The sequence below is a fragment of the Vulcaniibacterium thermophilum genome, from assembly GCF_007923255.1.
GTDB classification, from domain to species: domain Bacteria; phylum Pseudomonadota; class Gammaproteobacteria; order Xanthomonadales; family Xanthomonadaceae; genus Lysobacter_F; species Lysobacter_F thermophilum.
In genome coordinates, this window is sequence record NZ_VOHJ01000005.1 from 79,391 (window position 1) to 96,180 (window position 16,790).

General features: G+C 71.7%; 14 protein-coding genes. 9 read left to right on the forward strand and 5 right to left on the reverse strand.

What is annotated here, in order from left to right; all coding sequences use genetic code 11:
* Nucleotides 1–23: 23 nt before the first annotated feature.
* Complete coding sequence (locus FQY64_RS03735; RefSeq protein WP_146472372.1) at nucleotides 24–800, reverse strand: AMP nucleosidase; 777 nt, start codon at nucleotides 798–800, stop codon at nucleotides 24–26.
* A 160-nt stretch (nucleotides 801–960) separates the two neighbouring features.
* Between FQY64_RS03735 and FQY64_RS03740 the strand changes: the two genes are divergently transcribed.
* The 8 genes from FQY64_RS03740 (at nucleotide 961) to FQY64_RS03775 (ending at nucleotide 10,792) form a co-directional block, all read left to right on the forward strand.
* Entirely contained in the window at nucleotides 961–2,400 is a 1,440-nt protein-coding gene (locus FQY64_RS03740) for an amidohydrolase (RefSeq protein WP_146472373.1), read from the forward strand.
* A complete protein-coding gene (locus FQY64_RS03745) occupies nucleotides 2,397–3,728 on the forward strand; it encodes an amidohydrolase family protein (RefSeq protein ID WP_146472374.1) in 1,332 nt (443 codons plus the stop codon). The genes FQY64_RS03740 and FQY64_RS03745 overlap by 4 nt, the downstream gene beginning before the upstream one ends.
* A 105-nt stretch (nucleotides 3,729–3,833) precedes the next feature.
* Nucleotides 3,834–4,232, forward strand: coding sequence for a DUF1761 domain-containing protein (locus tag FQY64_RS03750; RefSeq protein WP_146472375.1), 399 nt, complete (start codon nucleotides 3,834–3,836; stop codon nucleotides 4,230–4,232).
* A gap of 7 nt (nucleotides 4,233–4,239) precedes the next feature.
* The gene (locus FQY64_RS03755) at nucleotides 4,240–4,872 is read left to right on the forward strand and encodes a 2-hydroxychromene-2-carboxylate isomerase (protein WP_146472376.1); all 633 of its coding nucleotides are present in this window, start codon (nucleotides 4,240–4,242) and stop codon (nucleotides 4,870–4,872) included.
* A gap of 86 nt (nucleotides 4,873–4,958) precedes the next feature.
* The gene (locus FQY64_RS03760) at nucleotides 4,959–5,906 is read left to right on the forward strand and encodes a DegV family protein (protein ID WP_146472377.1); all 948 of its coding nucleotides are present in this window, start codon (nucleotides 4,959–4,961) and stop codon (nucleotides 5,904–5,906) included.
* Between the two features lie 6 nt (nucleotides 5,907–5,912).
* Complete coding sequence (arsC, locus tag FQY64_RS03765) at nucleotides 5,913–6,293, forward strand: arsenate reductase (glutaredoxin) (RefSeq protein ID WP_146472378.1); 381 nt, start codon at nucleotides 5,913–5,915, stop codon at nucleotides 6,291–6,293.
* Nucleotides 6,294–6,787: 494 nt separating this feature from the next.
* Nucleotides 6,788–10,255 (forward strand): amidohydrolase family protein, encoded by a 3,468-nt coding sequence (locus tag FQY64_RS03770; protein WP_146472379.1) that lies wholly within the window; start codon nucleotides 6,788–6,790, stop codon nucleotides 10,253–10,255.
* A gap of 192 nt (nucleotides 10,256–10,447) precedes the next feature.
* On the forward strand, nucleotides 10,448–10,792 hold the full coding sequence (locus FQY64_RS03775; protein ID WP_146472380.1) for a hypothetical protein: 345 nt from the start codon (nucleotides 10,448–10,450) through the stop codon (nucleotides 10,790–10,792).
* Nucleotides 10,793–10,801: 9 nt separating this feature from the next.
* Here FQY64_RS03775 and fghA read toward each other — a convergent pair whose 3' ends face one another.
* The 3 genes from fghA to FQY64_RS03790 all read right to left on the reverse strand — a co-directional run bounded on the left by fghA (nucleotide 10,802) and on the right by FQY64_RS03790 (nucleotide 14,276).
* Complete coding sequence (fghA, locus tag FQY64_RS03780) at nucleotides 10,802–11,632, reverse strand: S-formylglutathione hydrolase (RefSeq protein WP_146472381.1); 831 nt, start codon at nucleotides 11,630–11,632, stop codon at nucleotides 10,802–10,804.
* 15 nt (nucleotides 11,633–11,647) lie between these two features.
* Complete coding sequence (locus tag FQY64_RS03785) at nucleotides 11,648–12,757, reverse strand: S-(hydroxymethyl)glutathione dehydrogenase/class III alcohol dehydrogenase (protein ID WP_146472382.1); 1,110 nt, start codon at nucleotides 12,755–12,757, stop codon at nucleotides 11,648–11,650.
* Nucleotides 12,758–12,941: 184 nt separating this feature from the next.
* Nucleotides 12,942–14,276: an amidohydrolase family protein gene (locus tag FQY64_RS03790; protein WP_146472383.1), complete on the reverse strand. Its 1,335-nt coding sequence runs from the start codon at nucleotides 14,274–14,276 to the stop codon at nucleotides 12,942–12,944.
* Between the two features lie 60 nt (nucleotides 14,277–14,336).
* On the opposite strand from FQY64_RS03790, the gene FQY64_RS03795 reads away from it, so the two are divergent.
* Entirely contained in the window at nucleotides 14,337–15,014 is a 678-nt protein-coding gene (locus FQY64_RS03795; protein WP_146472384.1) for a Dph6-related ATP pyrophosphatase, read from the forward strand.
* Here the strand turns inward: FQY64_RS03795 and FQY64_RS03800 are convergent, their stop codons facing one another.
* The gene (locus FQY64_RS03800; protein WP_146472385.1) at nucleotides 15,015–16,712 is read right to left on the reverse strand and encodes a diguanylate cyclase domain-containing protein; all 1,698 of its coding nucleotides are present in this window, start codon (nucleotides 16,710–16,712) and stop codon (nucleotides 15,015–15,017) included. It abuts the gene before it with no gap.
* Between the last annotated feature and the right edge of the window lie 78 nt (nucleotides 16,713–16,790).

Sequence of the window (16,790 nt, forward strand, 5' to 3'; positions counted from 1 at the left end):
AAGGGCCGCGCCGAGTGTAATCGCTACTCGTCGAAGCGCAGGTGGCGGACCGACTTGCCGTGGCGACGGATGAGCCGCAAGGCCTCGATGCCGACCTGGATGTGGTTGTCGACGAACTCGCGCGTGACCCGCGCGTCGGAGGCCTCGGTCTTCACGCCCTCCGGGATCATCGGCTGGTCGCTGACCAGCAGCAGCGCGCCGGTGGGGATGCGGTTGGCGAAGCCGGCGGCGAACACGGTGGCGGTCTCCATGTCGATCGCCATGCAGCGCAGCCGGCGCAGGTATTCCTTGAAGGCGTCGTCGTGCTCCCAGACGCGCCGGTTGGTGGTGTAGACGGTGCCGGTCCAGTAGTCGTGGCCGAGGTCGCGGATCATGGTCGAGACCGCGCGCTGCAGGGCGAACGCGGGCAGCGCCGGCACTTCCGGCGGCAGATAGTCGTTGCTGGTGCCTTCGCCACGGATGGCGGCGATCGGCAGGATCAGATCGCCGAGCCTGTTCTTCTTCTTCAGCCCGCCGCACTTGCCGAGGAACAGCACCGCCTTGGGCTGGATCGCCGACAGCAGATCCATCACCGTCGCCGCGTTCGGACTGCCCATGCCGAAGTTGATCATGGTGATGCCGTCGGCGGTGGCGCTGGGCATCGGGCGGTCGAGGCCGACCATCTCGGCGCCGGTCAGGCGGCTGAAGGTGTGCAGGTAGCCGCCGAAGTTGGTGAGCAGGATGTGCTCGCCGAAGCCGTCGAGCGGCACGCCGGTGTAGCGCGGCAGCCAGTTGTTGACGATCTCGTTCTTCTCGCGCATCGAGTGGAAACGGTGGGGGAACCGCGGGACAGGGTACCCGTCGCGGCCGCAGGCGGCACGGGCGTGCGCGCGATCGCGGCCGGCATGACCAAAGTCATGTTGGCCGCCCCCGGCCCAGCCGCTACGGTGCGGGACTGGTTGTTGGACCGTGGAGACCCCGATGCTTCGTCCCCTGCTGGCCGGCTGCGCGCTCACCGCGCTGCTGGGCGCGGCGCACGCCGCGCCGCCCGCCAAGCCCTCGCGCTTCGCGCAGGACCCCTACCCGAGCACCTACCGGCCGATCGCCGCGCCGCCCACGCTGCTGCGCAACGCGGTGGTGCTGACCGGCACCGGCGAGCGCCTCGACGGCGCCGACGTGCTGATGCAGGACGGCCGCATCGCCGCGGTCGGCCGCGGTCTCGCCGCGCCGGCCGGCGCCACCGTGATCGACGCCACCGGCAAGTGGATCACGCCCGGCCTGATCGACGTGCACTCGCACCTGGGCGTCTACGCCAGTCCCGGCGTCAACGCGCACAGCGACGGCAACGAGATCACCGGTCCGGTCACGCCCAACGTGTGGGCCGAGCACTCGGTGTGGCCGCAGGATCCGGGCTTCGCCGCCGCGCTCGCCGGCGGCATCACCACTCTGCAGATCCTGCCGGGCTCGGCCAACCTGATCGGCGGCCGCGGCGTCACCCTGAAGAACGTGCCGGCGGTGACCTACCAGGCGATGAAGTTCCCGGGCGCGCCGTGGGGCCTGAAGATGGCCTGCGGCGAGAACCCCAAGCGCGTCTACGGCGGCCGCAACCAGCCGCCGGGCACGCGCATGGGCAACGTCGCCGGTTATCGGGCCGCGTTCATCGACGCCAGCGAGTACCTGCGCAAGATGCAGCCCAGGCAGCAGCCGCCGGCCAAGCGCCGCTGGTGGCAGAGCGCACCGAACGGCAACGACGGCGCCGACAGCGAGAAGGACACCGGCGGCAAGCGCGACCTCAAGCTCGACACGCTGGCCGGCGCGCTCAACGGCGACATCCTCGTGCACATCCACTGCTACCGCGCCGACGAGATGGCGGTGATGATGGATCTGGCCAAGGAGTTCGGCTTCAGGATCGCCGCCTTCCATCACGGCGTGGAAGCGTACAAGGTCGCCGACCGCCTCGCGCAGGAAGGCATCTGCGGCGCGCTGTGGGCCGACTGGTGGGGCTTCAAGATGGAAGCGTTCGACGGCATCCAGGAGAACATCGCGCTGGTCGACCGGCCGCAGAACGGCTGCGCGATCGTGCATTCGGATTCGGCCGAAGGCATCCAGCGGCTCAACCAGGAGGCGGCCAAGGTGATGGCGCAGGCGAAACTGGCCGGCATCGACATCCCGCCCGAGCGCGCGATCCGCTGGCTGACCGCCAACGCGGCGAAGTCGCTCGGCGTGGAGCAGCGCACCGGCACGCTGGAGGCCGGCAAGATGGCCGACGTGGTGGTGTGGAACGGCAACCCGTTCTCGGTGTACGCCAAGGCCGAGCAGGTCTACGTCGACGGCGCGCGCCTGTACGACCGCAACGATCCGGCCCGCCAGCCGAAATCCGATTTCCTGCTGGGCCAGACCGCCGAAGGAGGTGTGCGATGAACCGCCTCGCCCGTCTCGCGTCCGCGATCGCGCTCGCCTGCGCCGCATTCGCCGCCCCCGCCCAGCAGCCCGCAGCGCGGCCGGGGCAGGATCTGCTGATCCGCAACGCCACCGTGCACACCGCCACCGCGCAGGGCACGCTGCAGGGCGCCGACGTGTGGATCGACGACGGCCGCATCCGCGCCGTCGGCAAGGGCCTGGCCGCGCCCGCCGGCACCCCGGAGTTCGACGCCCAGGGTCGCCCGCTCACGCCGGCGCTGTTCGGCGGCGTGACCGCCATCGGCATCGAGGAGGTGCCGAGCGAGAGCCCGACCAGCGACGAAACCCTCGCCCTCGGCGCCGCCACCAAGGAGATGACGGTGCGGCCGGAGTTCGACGTCACCCTCGCCTACAACCCCGACTCGGTGCTGGTGCCGGTCGCGCGCGTGGCCGGCCTGGGCTGGACCGTCCTCGGCGCCGGCACCGCGCCGGGCGGCTCGATCGTCGCAGGCCAGGGCGGCGTGGTGCGCTTCGACGGCAGCGCCGATCCGGTCGGCGCGCGCGTGCTGTTCGTGCGCCTGGGCGGCGATGCCTCGCCGCTGACCGGCAACTCGCGCGCGGGCCAATGGATGCTGCTCGACCAGCTCCTCGACGAGGTGCGCGGCCGCATCCCGCCGGATTCCGCGCATGCGCTGCTGACGCCCGCCGGCCGCCGCGCGCTGGCGAAGTATTTCGGCGGCGGCGGACGGGTGCTGGTGGAAGTGCATCGCGCGGCCGACATCCGCCAGCTCCTGCGCTGGTCGCAGCGCAACGGCGTGCGGGTGGCCATCATCGGCGGCGCCGAGGCGTGGAAGCTGGCGCCGCAGCTCGCCGCGGCGAAGGTGCCGGTGTTCGTCGATCCGCTGGTGAACCTGCCGAACGACTTCGACCAGATCAACGCCACGCTCGAGAACGCCGCGCGGCTGCGCGCCGCCGGCGTGCCGGTGAGCTTCAGCCAGGCGGGCGACGGCTCGCACAATGCCCGCAAGATCCGCCAGTTGGCGGGCAACGCGGTGGCCAACGGGCTGCCCTGGGAGGACGCGCTGGCGGGCCTGACGCGCGTGCCGGCGGAGGCGCTGCGCGTGTCCGGCGAGCTGGGCACGATCGCGCCCGGCAAGCGCGCCGATCTCGCCCTGTGGAGCGGCGATCCGCTGGACGTGGCGAACGTCGCCCTGCAGGTCTGGCTGGACGGCCGCGCGCTGCCGATGCGCAGCCGCCAGACCGAGCTGCGCGACCGCTACCTGCGCGCGCAGCGTCCGCCCGAGCAGGGCGGCCTGCCGCGGGCCTATCCTGCGCAGGACGCGCGCTGACGCCGCCGCACCGCGACGGCGGCAGACGCAGGCGCGGTCGGGATCGCCATCGCGATTCCGCCGCGCCGGTCCGGATCCGATCCCACGAGCGAGGAGACGACGGCGATGATGGCGAATCCCAACTGGCTGGCGGTGCTGGCGGCGGCCGCCTCGGCGTTCGCGCTGGGCGGCATCTGGTACGGGCCGCTGTTCAAGAACGTCTGGTGCCGCGAGGCCGGGATCGATCCCGCCGCGCCGTCCAAGCGCCACCCCGGCGCGGTGTTCGCGCTGGCCGGGGTGTGCAGCTTCGTCGCCGCGCTCGCGTTCGCCGCGGCGCTGCCGGCCGAGGCCGACCTGCCGCGCGCGGTCGGCTTCGGCGCGCTGATCGGCGGCGGCTGGGTCGCGATGAGCTTCGCGATCAACTACGCCTTCGCCGGCCGCAGCCTGACGCTGTGGCTGATCGACGCCGGCTACCACCTGCTGCAGTTCGTGCTCTACGGCCTGATCCTGGGCGCTTGGCGCTGAGGCCGCGATGGACGCACGCGCGCTGCGCTGGTACTTCGACTTCGTCTCGCCGTTCGCCTATCTGCAGTGGCCGCGGATCCGGGCGCTGCGGCAGGCGCGCGCGGTGACGCTGGTGCCGATCCTGTTCGCGGCGGTGCTCGACGCGCGCGGGCAGAAGGGCCCGGCGGAGATTCCCGGCAAACGCGAGTTCACCTACCGGCACGTGCTCTGGCAGGCGCGCCGCGCGGGAGTGCCGCTGCGCTTTCCGCCGGCGCATCCGTTCAATCCGCTGCCGGCGCTGCGGCTGGCGATCGCGGCCGGCTGCGGCGAAGCGGCGGTGGATGCGGTGTTCGACTGGATCTGGGCGCAGGGGCATGCCGCGGACGACCCCGCGGCGCTGCGGCCGCTGGCCGAACGTCTGGGGCTGGACGAGCAGGCGCCGGCGTCGGCGCCGGTCAAGGCCGCCCTGCGCGCCAACACCGAGGCCGCGCTCGCGGCCGGCGTGTTCGGGGTGCCGACGCTGGCGCTGGGGCCGCACCTGTTCTGGGGCAACGACGCCCACGACTTCGCCCTGGCGGTGCTGGACGATCCGGGCCTGCTGGACGAGCCCGAGATGCGCCGGCTGGCGGCCCTGCCTGTCGGGGCGGCCCGCCGGCCCTGAAGGGTGCGTCGGGTCACACCCCGACTGCGGAGTGCGGCAGGATTTGTCACTATCCTGTCAACCGCACCGCGCCCGGGGGAGGGTCTATGCGTATCGGACTGGTGGTCGACTCCGCGTGCGACCTGCCGCTGAAGTACCTGCAGGCCAACGACATCCACATCCTGCCGATCACCGTACGGATCGGCGAGGAGCTGCGGGTCGACCATCGTGACGAGGCCGAAACGCTGGCGTTCCTGCATTCGCACGTCGCCGAACGCGGCGCCGAGGCGGAGACCACGCCGTTCACCGTCGAGCAGACCACCGCGCTGTTCCTCGACCGGCTGGTGATCGATTACGACCACGTGTTCTGCCTGACCATCACCAAGGAACGCAGCGGCGTCTACGAGAACACCCAGCAGGCGAGCTTCGCGATCCTCAACGGCTACAAGGAGCGACGCGCCGCCGCCGGCATCGTCACGCCGTTCGCGATGCGCGTGATCGACACCCAGAACCTGTTCGCCGCCGCCGGCGTCGGCGCGGTCGAGGCGGTGCGCCTGCGCAACGCGGGCGAGGGCGTGGGCAAGATCCGCGCGCGGCTGGAGAATCTCGCGCTGCACACCCACGGCTACATGGTGCCGCGCGATCTGTACTACCTGCGCGCACGCGCCCGCAAGAAGGGCGACCGCAGCGTCAGCCTGTTCAGCGCCGCGCTCGGCAGCGCGCTGGACATCAAGCCGGTGCTGCGCTGCTACCGCGGCCATACCAGTCCCGCCGCCAAGCTCAAGGGCTTCGAGCCCGCGGTGGAGAAGCTGTTCGCATTCACCGCCGAGCGCGTGCGCGCCGGCCTGATGACGCCGACGCTGAGCCTGTCCTACGGCGGCGAACTCGCCGAGATGCGCGCCCTGCCCGGCTACGACGCCCTGCGCGAGGTGTGTGCCGAGCACAACGTCGAGGTGTTCGAGAGCATCATGAGCCTCACCGGCATGGTCAACGTCGGCAAGGGCGCGGTGGTGGTCGGCTTCGCCGCCGAGAACGCGCCGGTGTTCGAGGGCTGAGCGCGGATGAGCGTCACGATCTACCACAATCCGGCCTGCGGCACCTCGCGCAATACGCTGGCGATGATCCGCAACGCCGGCATCGAGCCGCGCGTGATCGAATACCTGACCACGCCGCCCGATCGCGCCACGCTGCGGCGGCTGATCGCCGATGCCGGCCTCACCGTGCGCGAGGCCCTGCGCAGCAAGGAACGGCTCTACGCCGAGCTCGGACTGGATACGCCGATGCTGGACGACGACGCGCTGCTGGACGCGATGCTCGCCCATCCGGTGCTGATCAACCGCCCGTTCGTGGTGACCCCGCTCGGCACGCGCCTGTGCCGCCCCTCCGAACTCGTGCTCGACATCCTGCCGGCGCCGCAGCGCGGCGCGTCCGTGGACGCGTAGGGCGGGACTTGTCCCGCCGCCGCCCCGATGGGCGGGACGTGTCCCGGCGCCGCCGCGAGGGGCGGGACGTGTCCCGCCGCCGCCGCGAGGGGGCGGGTCGAGACCCGCCCTACGGCACCTCGGCGCACCCTCACCCACCTCTCTCCGGCCGAGCGGGAGAGGGGCTGCAAGAACGCGTAGGGCGGGACTTGTCCCGCCGCCGCCCCGATGGGCGGGAGGTGTCCCGGCGCCGCCCGCGAGGGGCGGGTCGAGACCCGCCCTACGGCACCTCGGCGCACCCTCACCCACCTCTCTCCGGCCGAGCGGGAGAGGGGCTGCAAGAACGCGTAGGGCGGGACTTGTCCCGCCGTCCGCGAAGGGCGGGACGTGTCCCGCCGCCGCCCGCGCGCACCTTGCCGCGATGCCGGCACGCGCGCGGCACGACTTCCGGCCTACACGGGCCGCCGCGGCAGCGGGTACGCTCGGGCTCTTTGTCCGCTCCGGGTCGCCGAACCATGCCGCACCGTCACCTGCTCGCGCTCGCTCTCGCCGCCGCCCTCGCCTCGCCGGCGTACGCACAGAATCCGCCCGCGCCGCAGCCCGCACCGCAGGAGAAGAAGGACAAGCAGGACGAGAGGGACAAGCAAGCGCAGCTCGAACAGGACGCGCTCGATCCGGCCGGCACCGATCCGGCCAAGGCCGCCGCGCAGACCGCCAAGGGCCGCAGCAGGCCTGGCGAGAACGAGGCCGACGACAAGAAGTGGGACGTCAACGCGCCGCACGGCCCGACCAAGACCGTGCGCTTCAGCACCGACGAAGGCACCTGGCTCGACGTCGACGTCTCGCCCGACGGCCGCACGCTGGCGTTCTCGCTGCTGGGCGATCTGTACCTGCTGCCGATCGAAGGCGGCAGCGCGCGCCGCATCACCTCGGGCCCGGCGTGGGACGTGCAACCGCGCTTCTCGCCGGACGGCAAGGAACTCGCGTTCACCTCCGACCGCGGCGGCGGCAACAACCTGTGGCGCATCCGCACCGACGGCACCCATCCGGTGCAGGTGACGAAGGAGGACTTCCGCCTGCTCAACAATCCCGCCTGGACGCCCGACGGCCAGTACCTGATCGGCCGCAAGCACTTCACCAGCGAGCGCTCGCTGGGCGCGGGCGAGCTGTGGATGTACCACGTCGCCGGCGGCACCGCCGGCATCCAGCTCACCACCAAGAAGAACGACCAGCAGGATCTCGGCGAGCCGGCGGTGTCGCCGGACGGCCGCTACGTGTACTTCTCCGAGGACGTCAGCCCCGGTCCGACGTTCCAGTACAACAAGAACCCGCACGGCGTGATCTACGCGATCAAGCGCCTGGACCGCCAGACCGGCCGCATCGACACCCTGATCGCCACCCCGGGCGGCGCGGTGCGTCCGCAGCCCTCGCCGGACGGCCGGTCGCTCGCCTTCGTCAAGCGCATCCGCGACAAGTCGGTGCTGCACGTGATGGATCTGAAGAGCGGCGAGGTGCGCCCGGTGTGGGACGGCCTCTCGCACGACCAGCAGGAAGCGTGGGCGATCTTCGGCCCGTATGCCAACTTCGACTGGACGCCGGATTCGAAGGCGGTGGTGGTGTGGGCGCAGGGCAAGCTGTGGCGCGTGGACATCGCCAGCGGCACGCCGGCGAACATTCCGTTCACCGCCGAGGTCGAGCAGACGGTGACCGCGCCGCTGCGGTTCGAGCAGAAGATCGAGGAAGGCACGTTCGCGCCGAAGATGATCCGCGACGTCGCCACCAGCGCCGACGGCCGCACGGTGATCTTCCACGCGCTCGGCCAGCTCTGGCGCAAGCGCCTGCCCGACGGCAGGCCCGAGCGCGTCACCGCCAACGAGGGCGTGTACGAATACCAGCCCAGCTTCAGCGCCGACGGCCGCAAACTGCTCTACACCACCTGGTCCGATGCCGGCATGGGCGCGATCTACGTGCGCGACGCCGCCGGTGGCGGCATGGGCAAGCGCCTCACGCAGGAGAAGGGCTTCTACTACGGCCCGCGCTTCTCGCCCGACGGCCGCCGCATCGTGTATTCGAAGACCGGCGGCGGCGGTCTCACCGGCTCGCTGTGGTCGGGCGAGAAGGGCATCTACGTGATGTCCGCCGACGGCGGCACGCCGGTGCGCGTGGCGCTGGAAGGCGAGTCCCCGCAGTTCAGCGCCGACGGCAAGCGCGTCTACTACTTCACCGGCGGCGGGCTCAAGAAGAAGCTGATGTCGGTCGGCCTCAACGGCGAGGAGCCGCGCGAGGTGTTCGACCTCAAGTACGTCGACACGGTGACGATCTCGCCGGACGGCAAATGGGTCGCGTTCACCGAGCTGTTCAACGCCTACGTCGCGCCGATGCCGACGCTCGGCAAGGCGATCGAGCTGAGCAAGGACACCAAGGCGCTGCCGGTCACGCGCGTGACCGCCGACGTCGGCAGCTACCTGCACTGGAGCGCGGACTCGCAGTCGCTGCACTGGATGGTCGGCGACCGCTACTTCTCGCGTCCGCTCAACCAGGCGTTCGCGTTCCTGCCCGGCGCGCCTTCGGTGCTGCCGAAGCCGAGCAACGACGGCGGCGTCGCGCTCGGCCTGAGCGCCGAGGTCTATACCCCGCGCGACACCTTCGCCTTCACCGGCGCGCGCATCGTGACCATGCGCGATGCCGAGAAGACGCAGGAGGTGATCGAGGACGGCACGCTCGTGGTGAAGGGTGACACCATCGTCGCGGTCGGCCCGTCCGCGCAGGTGCAGGTGCCCGCCGGCGCGCGGGTGATCGACGCCCGCGGCAAGACCATCGTGCCGGGCTACATCGACGTGCACGCGCACTCGGCCAACTTCGGCCAGGGCGTGATCCCGCAGCAGAACTGGGCCTACTACGCCAACCTCGCGTTCGGCATCACCACCATGCACGACCCGTCGGCCAGCACCGAGTTCGTGTTCTCGCAGGCCGAGCTGCTGAAGGCCGGAAAGATGGTCGGCCCGCGCCTGTTCTCGACCGGCACGATCCTGTACGGCGCCGACGGCGACTTCAAGGCGGTGGTGAACTCGCTCGACGATGCGCGCAGCCACCTGCGCCGGATGAAAGCGCACGGCGCATTCTCGGTGAAGAGCTACAACCAGCCGCGCCGCGATCAGCGCCAGCAGATCGACCAGGCCGCGCGCGAGCTCGGCATGCTCGTCGTGGAGGAAGGCGGCTCGACCTTCCACCACAACATGACCATGATCCTCGACGGCGTCACCGGCATCGAGCACAACATCCCGATCGCGCCGCTGTACAAGGACGTGATCGGCCTGTGGTCGCAGACCGACGTGCGCAACACGCCGACGCTGGTGGTCAGCTACGGCGGCCTGTCCGGCGAGTACTGGTGGTACGCGCGCGACAACGTGTGGGAGGACAAAAAGCTCAACCGCTTCTTCCCGCGCGAGACGCTCGATGCCCGCAGCATCCGCCGCGAGACCGCGCCCGATTGGGACTACTGGCACATCGAGGTTGCAAGGGCCACCAAGAAGCTGCGCGATGCCGGGGTGAAGATCCAGATCGGCGGCCACGGCCAGCTGCAGGGCCTTTCGCCCAACTGGGAGACCTGGATGCTGACGCAGGGCGGCTTCAGCAACTTCGAGGCGCTGCGCGCGGCGACCATCGACGGCGCCGACTACCTGGGCCTGGCGAAGCAGATCGGCTCGCTCGAGCCCGGCAAGCAGGCGGACCTGGTGGTGCTGAACGCCAATCCGCTGGAGAACATCCGCGCCACCATCGACACCCGCTACGTGATGGTCGACGGGCGTCTGTTCGACGTCGATGCGGACATGGCGGAGATCGGCAACAAGGGCGAGAAGGCGCCGCACTTCTACTGGCAGCGCCACCGCGACGGCCAGACGTTCGGACTGGAGTACGGCCCCACCGCGGTGTGCCACTGCCCGAAGGGCGCGCATTTCGGCCACGACCATCCGGAAGACTGAGGCGGATTCCACGCCGCCGCGCCGGTCACGGGTCGCGCCGGCGCGTTCCGCGGACAGCGCCCGTGTCGTTGGCGGCAAGCCATCGTGCAACGGCGCGGGGTTCCCGCGTGCGCGGGAACGATGGCGCGGGCTTCATTGCCGCTACGCGGGCCGGCGTCTAGGCTGAAGCTGTGGTCGAACCAGGAGGCCCCGATGGCGATCCGCTACTACCTGCGTCTTCCCGACGGCGCCCGCGCGCGCGGCAGCGACCCGGCGCTGTCCTTCACCGCGCACGGTGCCGAGGAGTTCGCCGAGCAACTGCAGCGCGCGCTGCGCGAGCCGGCCCTGTTCGAACGCTGGCGCGCGCAGCAGGAGGATCCGGACGACGTCGATCCGGCGCTCGGCGCCACCGATCCGGCCGCGACCGTGCGCGGCGAGCAGGACGACCTGCACATCAACCTGCTCGTCACCACCGCGCTGCCGGGCGACATCCTCAAGCACCGCCTGCGCCTGCTGGCGGGCAGCGGCTGGGAACTGCGCGACGTCACCACCGCCTGAGCCGGCGCGTCAGGCGCGCAGCGCGGCGGCGTGGTAGGCGACGTGCTCGCCGATGAACGTGGCGATGAAGTAGTAGCTGTGGTCGTAGCCGGGGTGCAGGCGCAGCGTGAGCGGATGCCCCGCCGCCGCGCACGCCTCGCGTAGCCGTTCGGGTTGCAACTGGGTCGCCAGGAACTCGTCCGCCTCGCCCTGATCGACCCGCAGCGGCAGGCGCTCGCGCGCCTGCGCGACCAGCGCGCACGCGTCCCATTCGCGCCAGACCGCCGGATCCTCGCCCAGATAGGCCGCGAACGCCTTGCGGCCCCACGGCACCTCGGTCGGCGCGACGATCGGCGCGAACGCCGACACGCTGCGATAGCGCCCGGGATTGCGCAGCGCCAGCACCAGCGCGCCGTGCCCGCCCATCGAATGGCCGCTGATCGCGCGGGCGTCGTCGGCGGGAAAGTGCGCCTCGATCAGCGCCGGCAGTTCGTGCACCACGTAGTCGTGCATCCGGTAGTGCGCCGACCACGGCGGCTGCGTGGCGTTCAGGTAGAAGCCCGCGCCCTGGCCCAGGTCGTAGCCGTCGGCATCCGGCACGCCGGCGCCGCGCGGGCTGGTGTCCGGCGCCACCACGATCACGCCATGCTCGGCGGCGTAGCGCTGCGCACCCGCCTTGGTGATGAAGTTCTGCTCGGTGCAGGTCAGGCCGCTGAGCCAGTACAGCACCGGGCAGCGCCCGTACGCCGCCTGCGGCGGCAGGTAGACGCCGACGCGCATGGCGGTGCCGAGCGTGTCGGCGCGGTGCTCCCAGACGTCCTGCCAGCCGCCGAAACAGGCGCGGTGTTCGATGCGCTGCATCGCCCCCCCGTGCGCTCAGAAATGGATGACGCTGCGGATCGACTTGCCTTCGCGCATCAGCTCGAACGCCTCGTTGATGCGCTCCAGCGGCATCGTGTGGGTGACGAACGGCGCCAGCTCGATCTCGCCGCGCATCGCCTGCTCCACCATGCCCGGCAGCTCGCTGCGGCCCTTCACGCCGCCGAACGCGGTGCCCATCCACCTGCGGCCGGTGACCAGTTGGAACGGCCGCGTGCTGATCTCCTGGCCGGCGCCCGCCACGCCGATGATCACCGACTGCCCCCAGCCGCGATGCGCGCACTCCAGCGCCGCGCGCATCACCTGCACGTTGCCGATGCACTCGAACGAATGATCGACGCCCCAGCCGGTCATCTCGATGATGACCTGCTGGATCGGCTTGTCGTGATCTTTCGGATTCACGCAGTCGGTGGCGCCCATGCGGCGCGCCAGTTCGAACTTGGCCGGATTGACGTCGACGGCGATGATGCGCCCCGCCTTCGCCTGCCGCGCGCCCTGGATCACCGCCAGCCCGATGCCGCCTAGGCCGAACACCGCCACCGAATCGCCCGGCTGCACCTTCGCGGTGTTGCGCACCGCCCCGATGCCGGTCGTCACGCCGCAGCCGAGCAGGCACACCTGCCCGTGGTCGGCCTGCGGGTCGATCTTCGCCAGCGAGACCTCGGCCACCACCGTGTACTCGCTGAAGGTCGAGCAGCCCATGTAGTGGTGGATCGGCTGGCCCTGGTGGGAGAAACGCGTGGTGCCGTCGGGCATCAGGCCCTTGCCCTGGGTCGCGCGCACGGCGACGCACAGGTTGGTCTTGCCGGAGCGGCAGAACAGGCACTCGCCGCATTCGGCGGTGTACAGCGGGATCACGTGATCGCCCGGCGCCACGCTGGCGACGCCCTCGCCCACCTCGACGACGACGCCCGCGCCTTCGTGGCCGAGCACGGCGGGAAACACGCCTTCCGGATCGTCGCCGCTGAGCGTGAACGCGTCGGTGTGGCACACGCCGGTGTGGGTGATGCGCACCAGCACCTCGCCGCGGCGCGGCGGTTCGACGTCGATCTCGACGATGCGCAACGGCGCGCCCGGAGCGAAGGCGACGGCGGCACGGCTTTTCATGCGAAGGTCTCCGGAAGGCGGCCGGACACGGCCGGCAATGGCGGCGCGCGCGGCACTGGACGCGCGCGGCGCGGGCCCCATTGTGGCCCGCCCGTGCGACGGCGATGCGAGCGCGGCACCGCATCGGGCGGAATGCCGCGGCGCGGCCCAGCCGTTGCGCCGCCACCGCCTGCGGGCGGGCGCGCTACTTCACGCGCCTGCCGTGCTTGATCACCAGATCCACGCGCTGCAGCAGCGCGATGTGCCGCAGCGCGTCGCCGCGCACGGCGATGATGTCGGCGTACTTGCCCCCGGTGACCGTGCCGTAATCGCGATCGGCCTTCATCGCCACCGCCGGCCAGTAGGTCGCGGCGCGGATCGCATCGACCGGCGGCACGCCCAGCCTGTTCACCCACACGTCCAGCTCGTTCCATGTGCTGCCGCTGTGGAACTTCATCGGGATACCGGAATCGGTGCCGACCAGCAGCAGCGCGCCCGACTCGCGCAACTGCTCGAACTTGCGCTTGAGCGTCGGCCAGCGCTGCGGCGTCTGCTGGAAGTAGGAGATGCGCTCGGGATGCGCCAGCGACTGCCGGATGTCGGCCACGATCCCGGGCGGCAGGCCCTCGTGCCAGGCGGTGCCGTCGATGTGTTCGTGATGGCGCACCGTGTACGGAAAGTTGTAGAGCCCTTCGATGGTCGGCGTCCAGAACAGCGGGCCGGCCGCCATGTTGGCGGTGCGCTCGCGCAGCAGGGCGACGATGTCCTCCGGATACTCCGGCGCGGCGCCGAGCCCGGTGTGCTCGAAGCCATCCACGCCCGCCCGCAGGCCGCGCCGGATCTCCTCCGGCCGGTGCGCGTGGGCGATCACCGGCAACCCGTGGCGGTGCGCCTCGTCGACGATCGCGCGCACTTCCGCCTCGTTCATCTGGTCCTGGTCGATCAGCTTGATCACGTCCACGCCGGCCCGCGCCAGCCGCGCCACCTTGGCGCGCGCGTCGGCGGGCGAGTCGACGCCCCAGCGGAACGCCTCGGTGCCCGGGTACGGCTTCTTCTGGATGAACGGGCCGGAGACGAACAGCGTCGGCCCGGGGATGCGGCCGGCGCGGATCGCCTCGCGCACCGCGAGGATGTCCTCCAGCGGCGCGCCGAGATCGCGCGCGCCGGTCACGCCCGCCAGCAGCAACTGCTTCGCCGACGCCGGCATGATCACGTCGCGCTGGCGGTCGAGATACGCGCGGTCCCAGTGGTCGTAGTCGGCGTGGCCGTTGATCATCAGATGCACGTGCATGTCCCACAGGCCGGGCAGCACGGTCATGCCTTCGGTGGAGATCACCGTCGCGCCGTCGGGGACCGGCAGCGTGTCCACGGTGCCGACCGCCCTGATGCGCTCGCCTTCGATCAGGATCACGCTGTCCTCGATCGGCTCGCGCAGGGTGCCGTCGACCAGCGTGCCGCCCACCAGCGCGGTCACCTGCGCCGAGGCGTACGGGGCGATCAGCGCCAACGTCGTCAGCATCCAGATCAGGACGGCACGCATGCACGCTCTCCGGCAGGGGATGCGGGCATCCTAGCGCCGACCGCGTGATAGCGTGGGCGGATGACCCGCATTTCCCTCCTGCTCTCCTGGAGCGGCGGCAAGGACGCCGCGTGGACGCTGCACACCCTTCGCCGGCGCGACGACGTCGAGGTCGTGGGCCTGCTGACCACGTTCACCGAAGGGTACGACCGCGTGGCGATGCAGGGCATCCGCCGCGAGCTGCTGCACGCGCAGGCGCGCGCGGCGGGGCTTGCGGTGATCGAGGCGTGGATGCCGCAGCGGTCCGACAACGCGGTGTACGAGGCCGCGTTCGCGCGCGCGCTGCAGGCGGCCGCCGCGCGCTGGCCCGGGCTTGCCGACATCGCCTTCGGCGATCTGTTCCTCGCCGACATCCGCGCCTATCGCGACGCCTTGTGCGCGCGGCTCGGCTGGCGCGCGCACTATCCGCTGTTCGGGGCGGATACGGCCCGGCTCGCGCGCGAGATGATCGCCGCCGGACTGCAGGCGCACCTGACCTGCGTGGACACGCAGCAGCTCGATGCGGGTTTCGCCGGACGCGCGTTCGACGCCGCCCTGCTCGATGCGCTGCCGCCGGCGTGCGACCCGTGCGGCGAGAACGGCGAATTCCACACGCTGGTCACCGCCGGGCCGATGTTCGCCGCACCGCTGAACGTGCGGCGCGGCGAGACGGTGCTGCGCGACGGCCGTTTCGCCTACGCCGACTTCCTGCCCGGCTGATCACTCCGCGACGCGGTCGCGGCCCGCTTCCTTGGCGCGGTAGAGCGCGGCGTCGGCGGCCGCGACCAGATCCTCCGGCACCCCGCCCTCGGCCGGCTCGACCTGCGCCCAGCCGACGCTGATGCTGACCGTGCCGCCGTCCGGATGCGGCATCTGCAGCGCGCCGACCGCGTCGTGCAGACGATGCGCGACCGCGCGCGCCTGCGCGCGGTCCAGCCCGCGCACCAGCACCGCGAATTCCTCGCCGCCGACCCGCGCGACCACGTCCTCGCCGAGCTGCATCACCCCGCGCAGCGCCGCCGCCACCCGGCGCAGGCAGGCATCGCCCGCCGGGTGCCCGAGCGCGTCGTTGTAGCGCTTGAACCGGTCGATGTCGCACATGAACGCGGTGACGGTCTGGTACTCGTCGCCGGCGCGCTGCCAGAGCATCGCCATCGCCTGCACGAAGCCGCGGTAGTTGCTGCAGCCGGTCAGCGCATCGGTCGCCGACAGCGCACGCAGCTCGCTGTTGGCGCGACGCAGCGCGGCGGTGCGCTCGGCGATCACTTCCTCGCGCTCCTGCACCGTGCGGGTAAGCTCGTCGCCGAGCCGGTTCTTCTCCACCAGCGCCGAGCGCAACGTTTCGTACGACTCGCTCAGGCGCTGGCCCATGCGGTTGAAGGCGTCGGTGAGGTCGCGGATCTCCGCCGGCGCCGACGGCAGCGGCAGGTGGCCGTTGCCTTCGCCATCGAACGCGTACTCGCGCATGCGCAGGGCCAGCGTGCGGATCGGCTGCGCCAGCCGTCCCGCCAGCGCGCTCGCCGCCCACACCGCGGCGATCAACGCCAGCAGGCCGGGAAACAGCAGATTGAACGCGTTGAGCCGCAATTCGCCGTTCAGCCGCTCGACCGGCTCCAGCACCACGACCGTCCAGCCGAACCCGGTGCGCGCGCTGGCGAAGTGGGCGCCCTCGCCGGGCGCGTAGACGTCGGGCAGCTCGCCCAGCGCGGTGGGATCGGCCGGCGGCGGCGGCAGGGCGACGGTCTGCAGCGCGCGCAGGCGCAGATCGCGCGTGGCGTACACCACGCGGCCGCGACGGTCGAGCACCAGCAGCGCCATGCCGCGCCGCGCCATCGCCTCGGCGCGCGCGGCGGCGAACGCGGGCGATGCGATCGAGCCTTCGACGATGCCGTTCACGCGTCCGCGCGCATCGAACACCGGCGCGCTGAGGGCGATGATCGGGTCATCGCCGTAGCCGCGGCCGACGAACACGTCCGACACGTACGGCCGCCCGGTCCGCATCGGCACGCGGAAATAGTCGCGATCGGCGACCGCGTGCCCGGCCCAGCGGAACGGCGCTTCCCCATCCGCACGCAGCTGCGGTTCGCCGTGCAGGATGCGCCCCTCGGCATCGGCGGCCAGCACGGTGAGGAAGGCCGGGAAGCGCTCGCGCAGTTCGAACAGCGCGCGCCGGCCGTCCGGCTCCAGCGTGTGGCGGGCGGCGCACAGCGAGACGGCGGCCTGGTGGTGCGCGATGAAGTCGGCGATCTGGGCGGCGCTGAGTTCGGCGGTCACCGTCAGCCGCTGGCGCACCGCTTCGCGCAGCAGGGCGGCCGAGTGCACGAACTGGGCGCAGGCCGCGGCGAGCACGACCACGATCCCCGCGGCCACCAGCCGGCCGCGGAAGAGACTCTTGATGGAAGGGGTGCGGCCGCGCATGGGCTCCCGTCGCTAACGAGCGGAACCGCGTTCGCCCCGACCCGTCGGCCCCGGGGTGCAGCCGCGCGCGCCCGGGCC

What these genes read in the sequence shown, in the direction of transcription:
- FQY64_RS03760 (WP_146472377.1), top strand. Translation starts at nt 4,959, where the DNA reads ATGCGTATCGGACTGGTGGTCGACTCCGCGTGCGACCTGCCGCTGAAG.
- FQY64_RS03770 (WP_146472379.1), top strand. Translation starts at nt 6,788, where the DNA reads ATGCCGCACCGTCACCTGCTCGCGCTCGCTCTCGCCGCCGCCCTCGCC.
- FQY64_RS03800 (WP_146472385.1), bottom strand. Translation starts at nt 16,712, where the DNA reads ATGCGCGGCCGCACCCCTTCCATCAAGAGTCTCTTCCGCGGCCGGCTG.
- arsC (WP_146472378.1), top strand. Translation starts at nt 5,913, where the DNA reads ATGAGCGTCACGATCTACCACAATCCGGCCTGCGGCACCTCGCGCAAT.
- fghA (WP_146472381.1), bottom strand. Translation starts at nt 11,632, where the DNA reads ATGCAGCGCATCGAACACCGCGCCTGTTTCGGCGGCTGGCAGGACGTC.
- FQY64_RS03755 (WP_146472376.1), top strand. Translation starts at nt 4,240, where the DNA reads ATGGACGCACGCGCGCTGCGCTGGTACTTCGACTTCGTCTCGCCGTTC.
- FQY64_RS03790 (WP_146472383.1), bottom strand. Translation starts at nt 14,276, where the DNA reads ATGCGTGCCGTCCTGATCTGGATGCTGACGACGTTGGCGCTGATCGCC.
- FQY64_RS03775 (WP_146472380.1), top strand. Translation starts at nt 10,448, where the DNA reads ATGGCGATCCGCTACTACCTGCGTCTTCCCGACGGCGCCCGCGCGCGC.
- FQY64_RS03745 (WP_146472374.1), top strand. Translation starts at nt 2,397, where the DNA reads ATGAACCGCCTCGCCCGTCTCGCGTCCGCGATCGCGCTCGCCTGCGCC.
- FQY64_RS03795 (WP_146472384.1), top strand. Translation starts at nt 14,337, where the DNA reads ATGACCCGCATTTCCCTCCTGCTCTCCTGGAGCGGCGGCAAGGACGCC.
- FQY64_RS03740 (WP_146472373.1), top strand. Translation starts at nt 961, where the DNA reads ATGCTTCGTCCCCTGCTGGCCGGCTGCGCGCTCACCGCGCTGCTGGGC.
- FQY64_RS03785 (WP_146472382.1), bottom strand. Translation starts at nt 12,757, where the DNA reads ATGAAAAGCCGTGCCGCCGTCGCCTTCGCTCCGGGCGCGCCGTTGCGC.
- FQY64_RS03750 (WP_146472375.1), top strand. Translation starts at nt 3,834, where the DNA reads ATGATGGCGAATCCCAACTGGCTGGCGGTGCTGGCGGCGGCCGCCTCG.
- FQY64_RS03735 (WP_146472372.1), bottom strand. Translation starts at nt 800, where the DNA reads ATGCGCGAGAAGAACGAGATCGTCAACAACTGGCTGCCGCGCTACACC.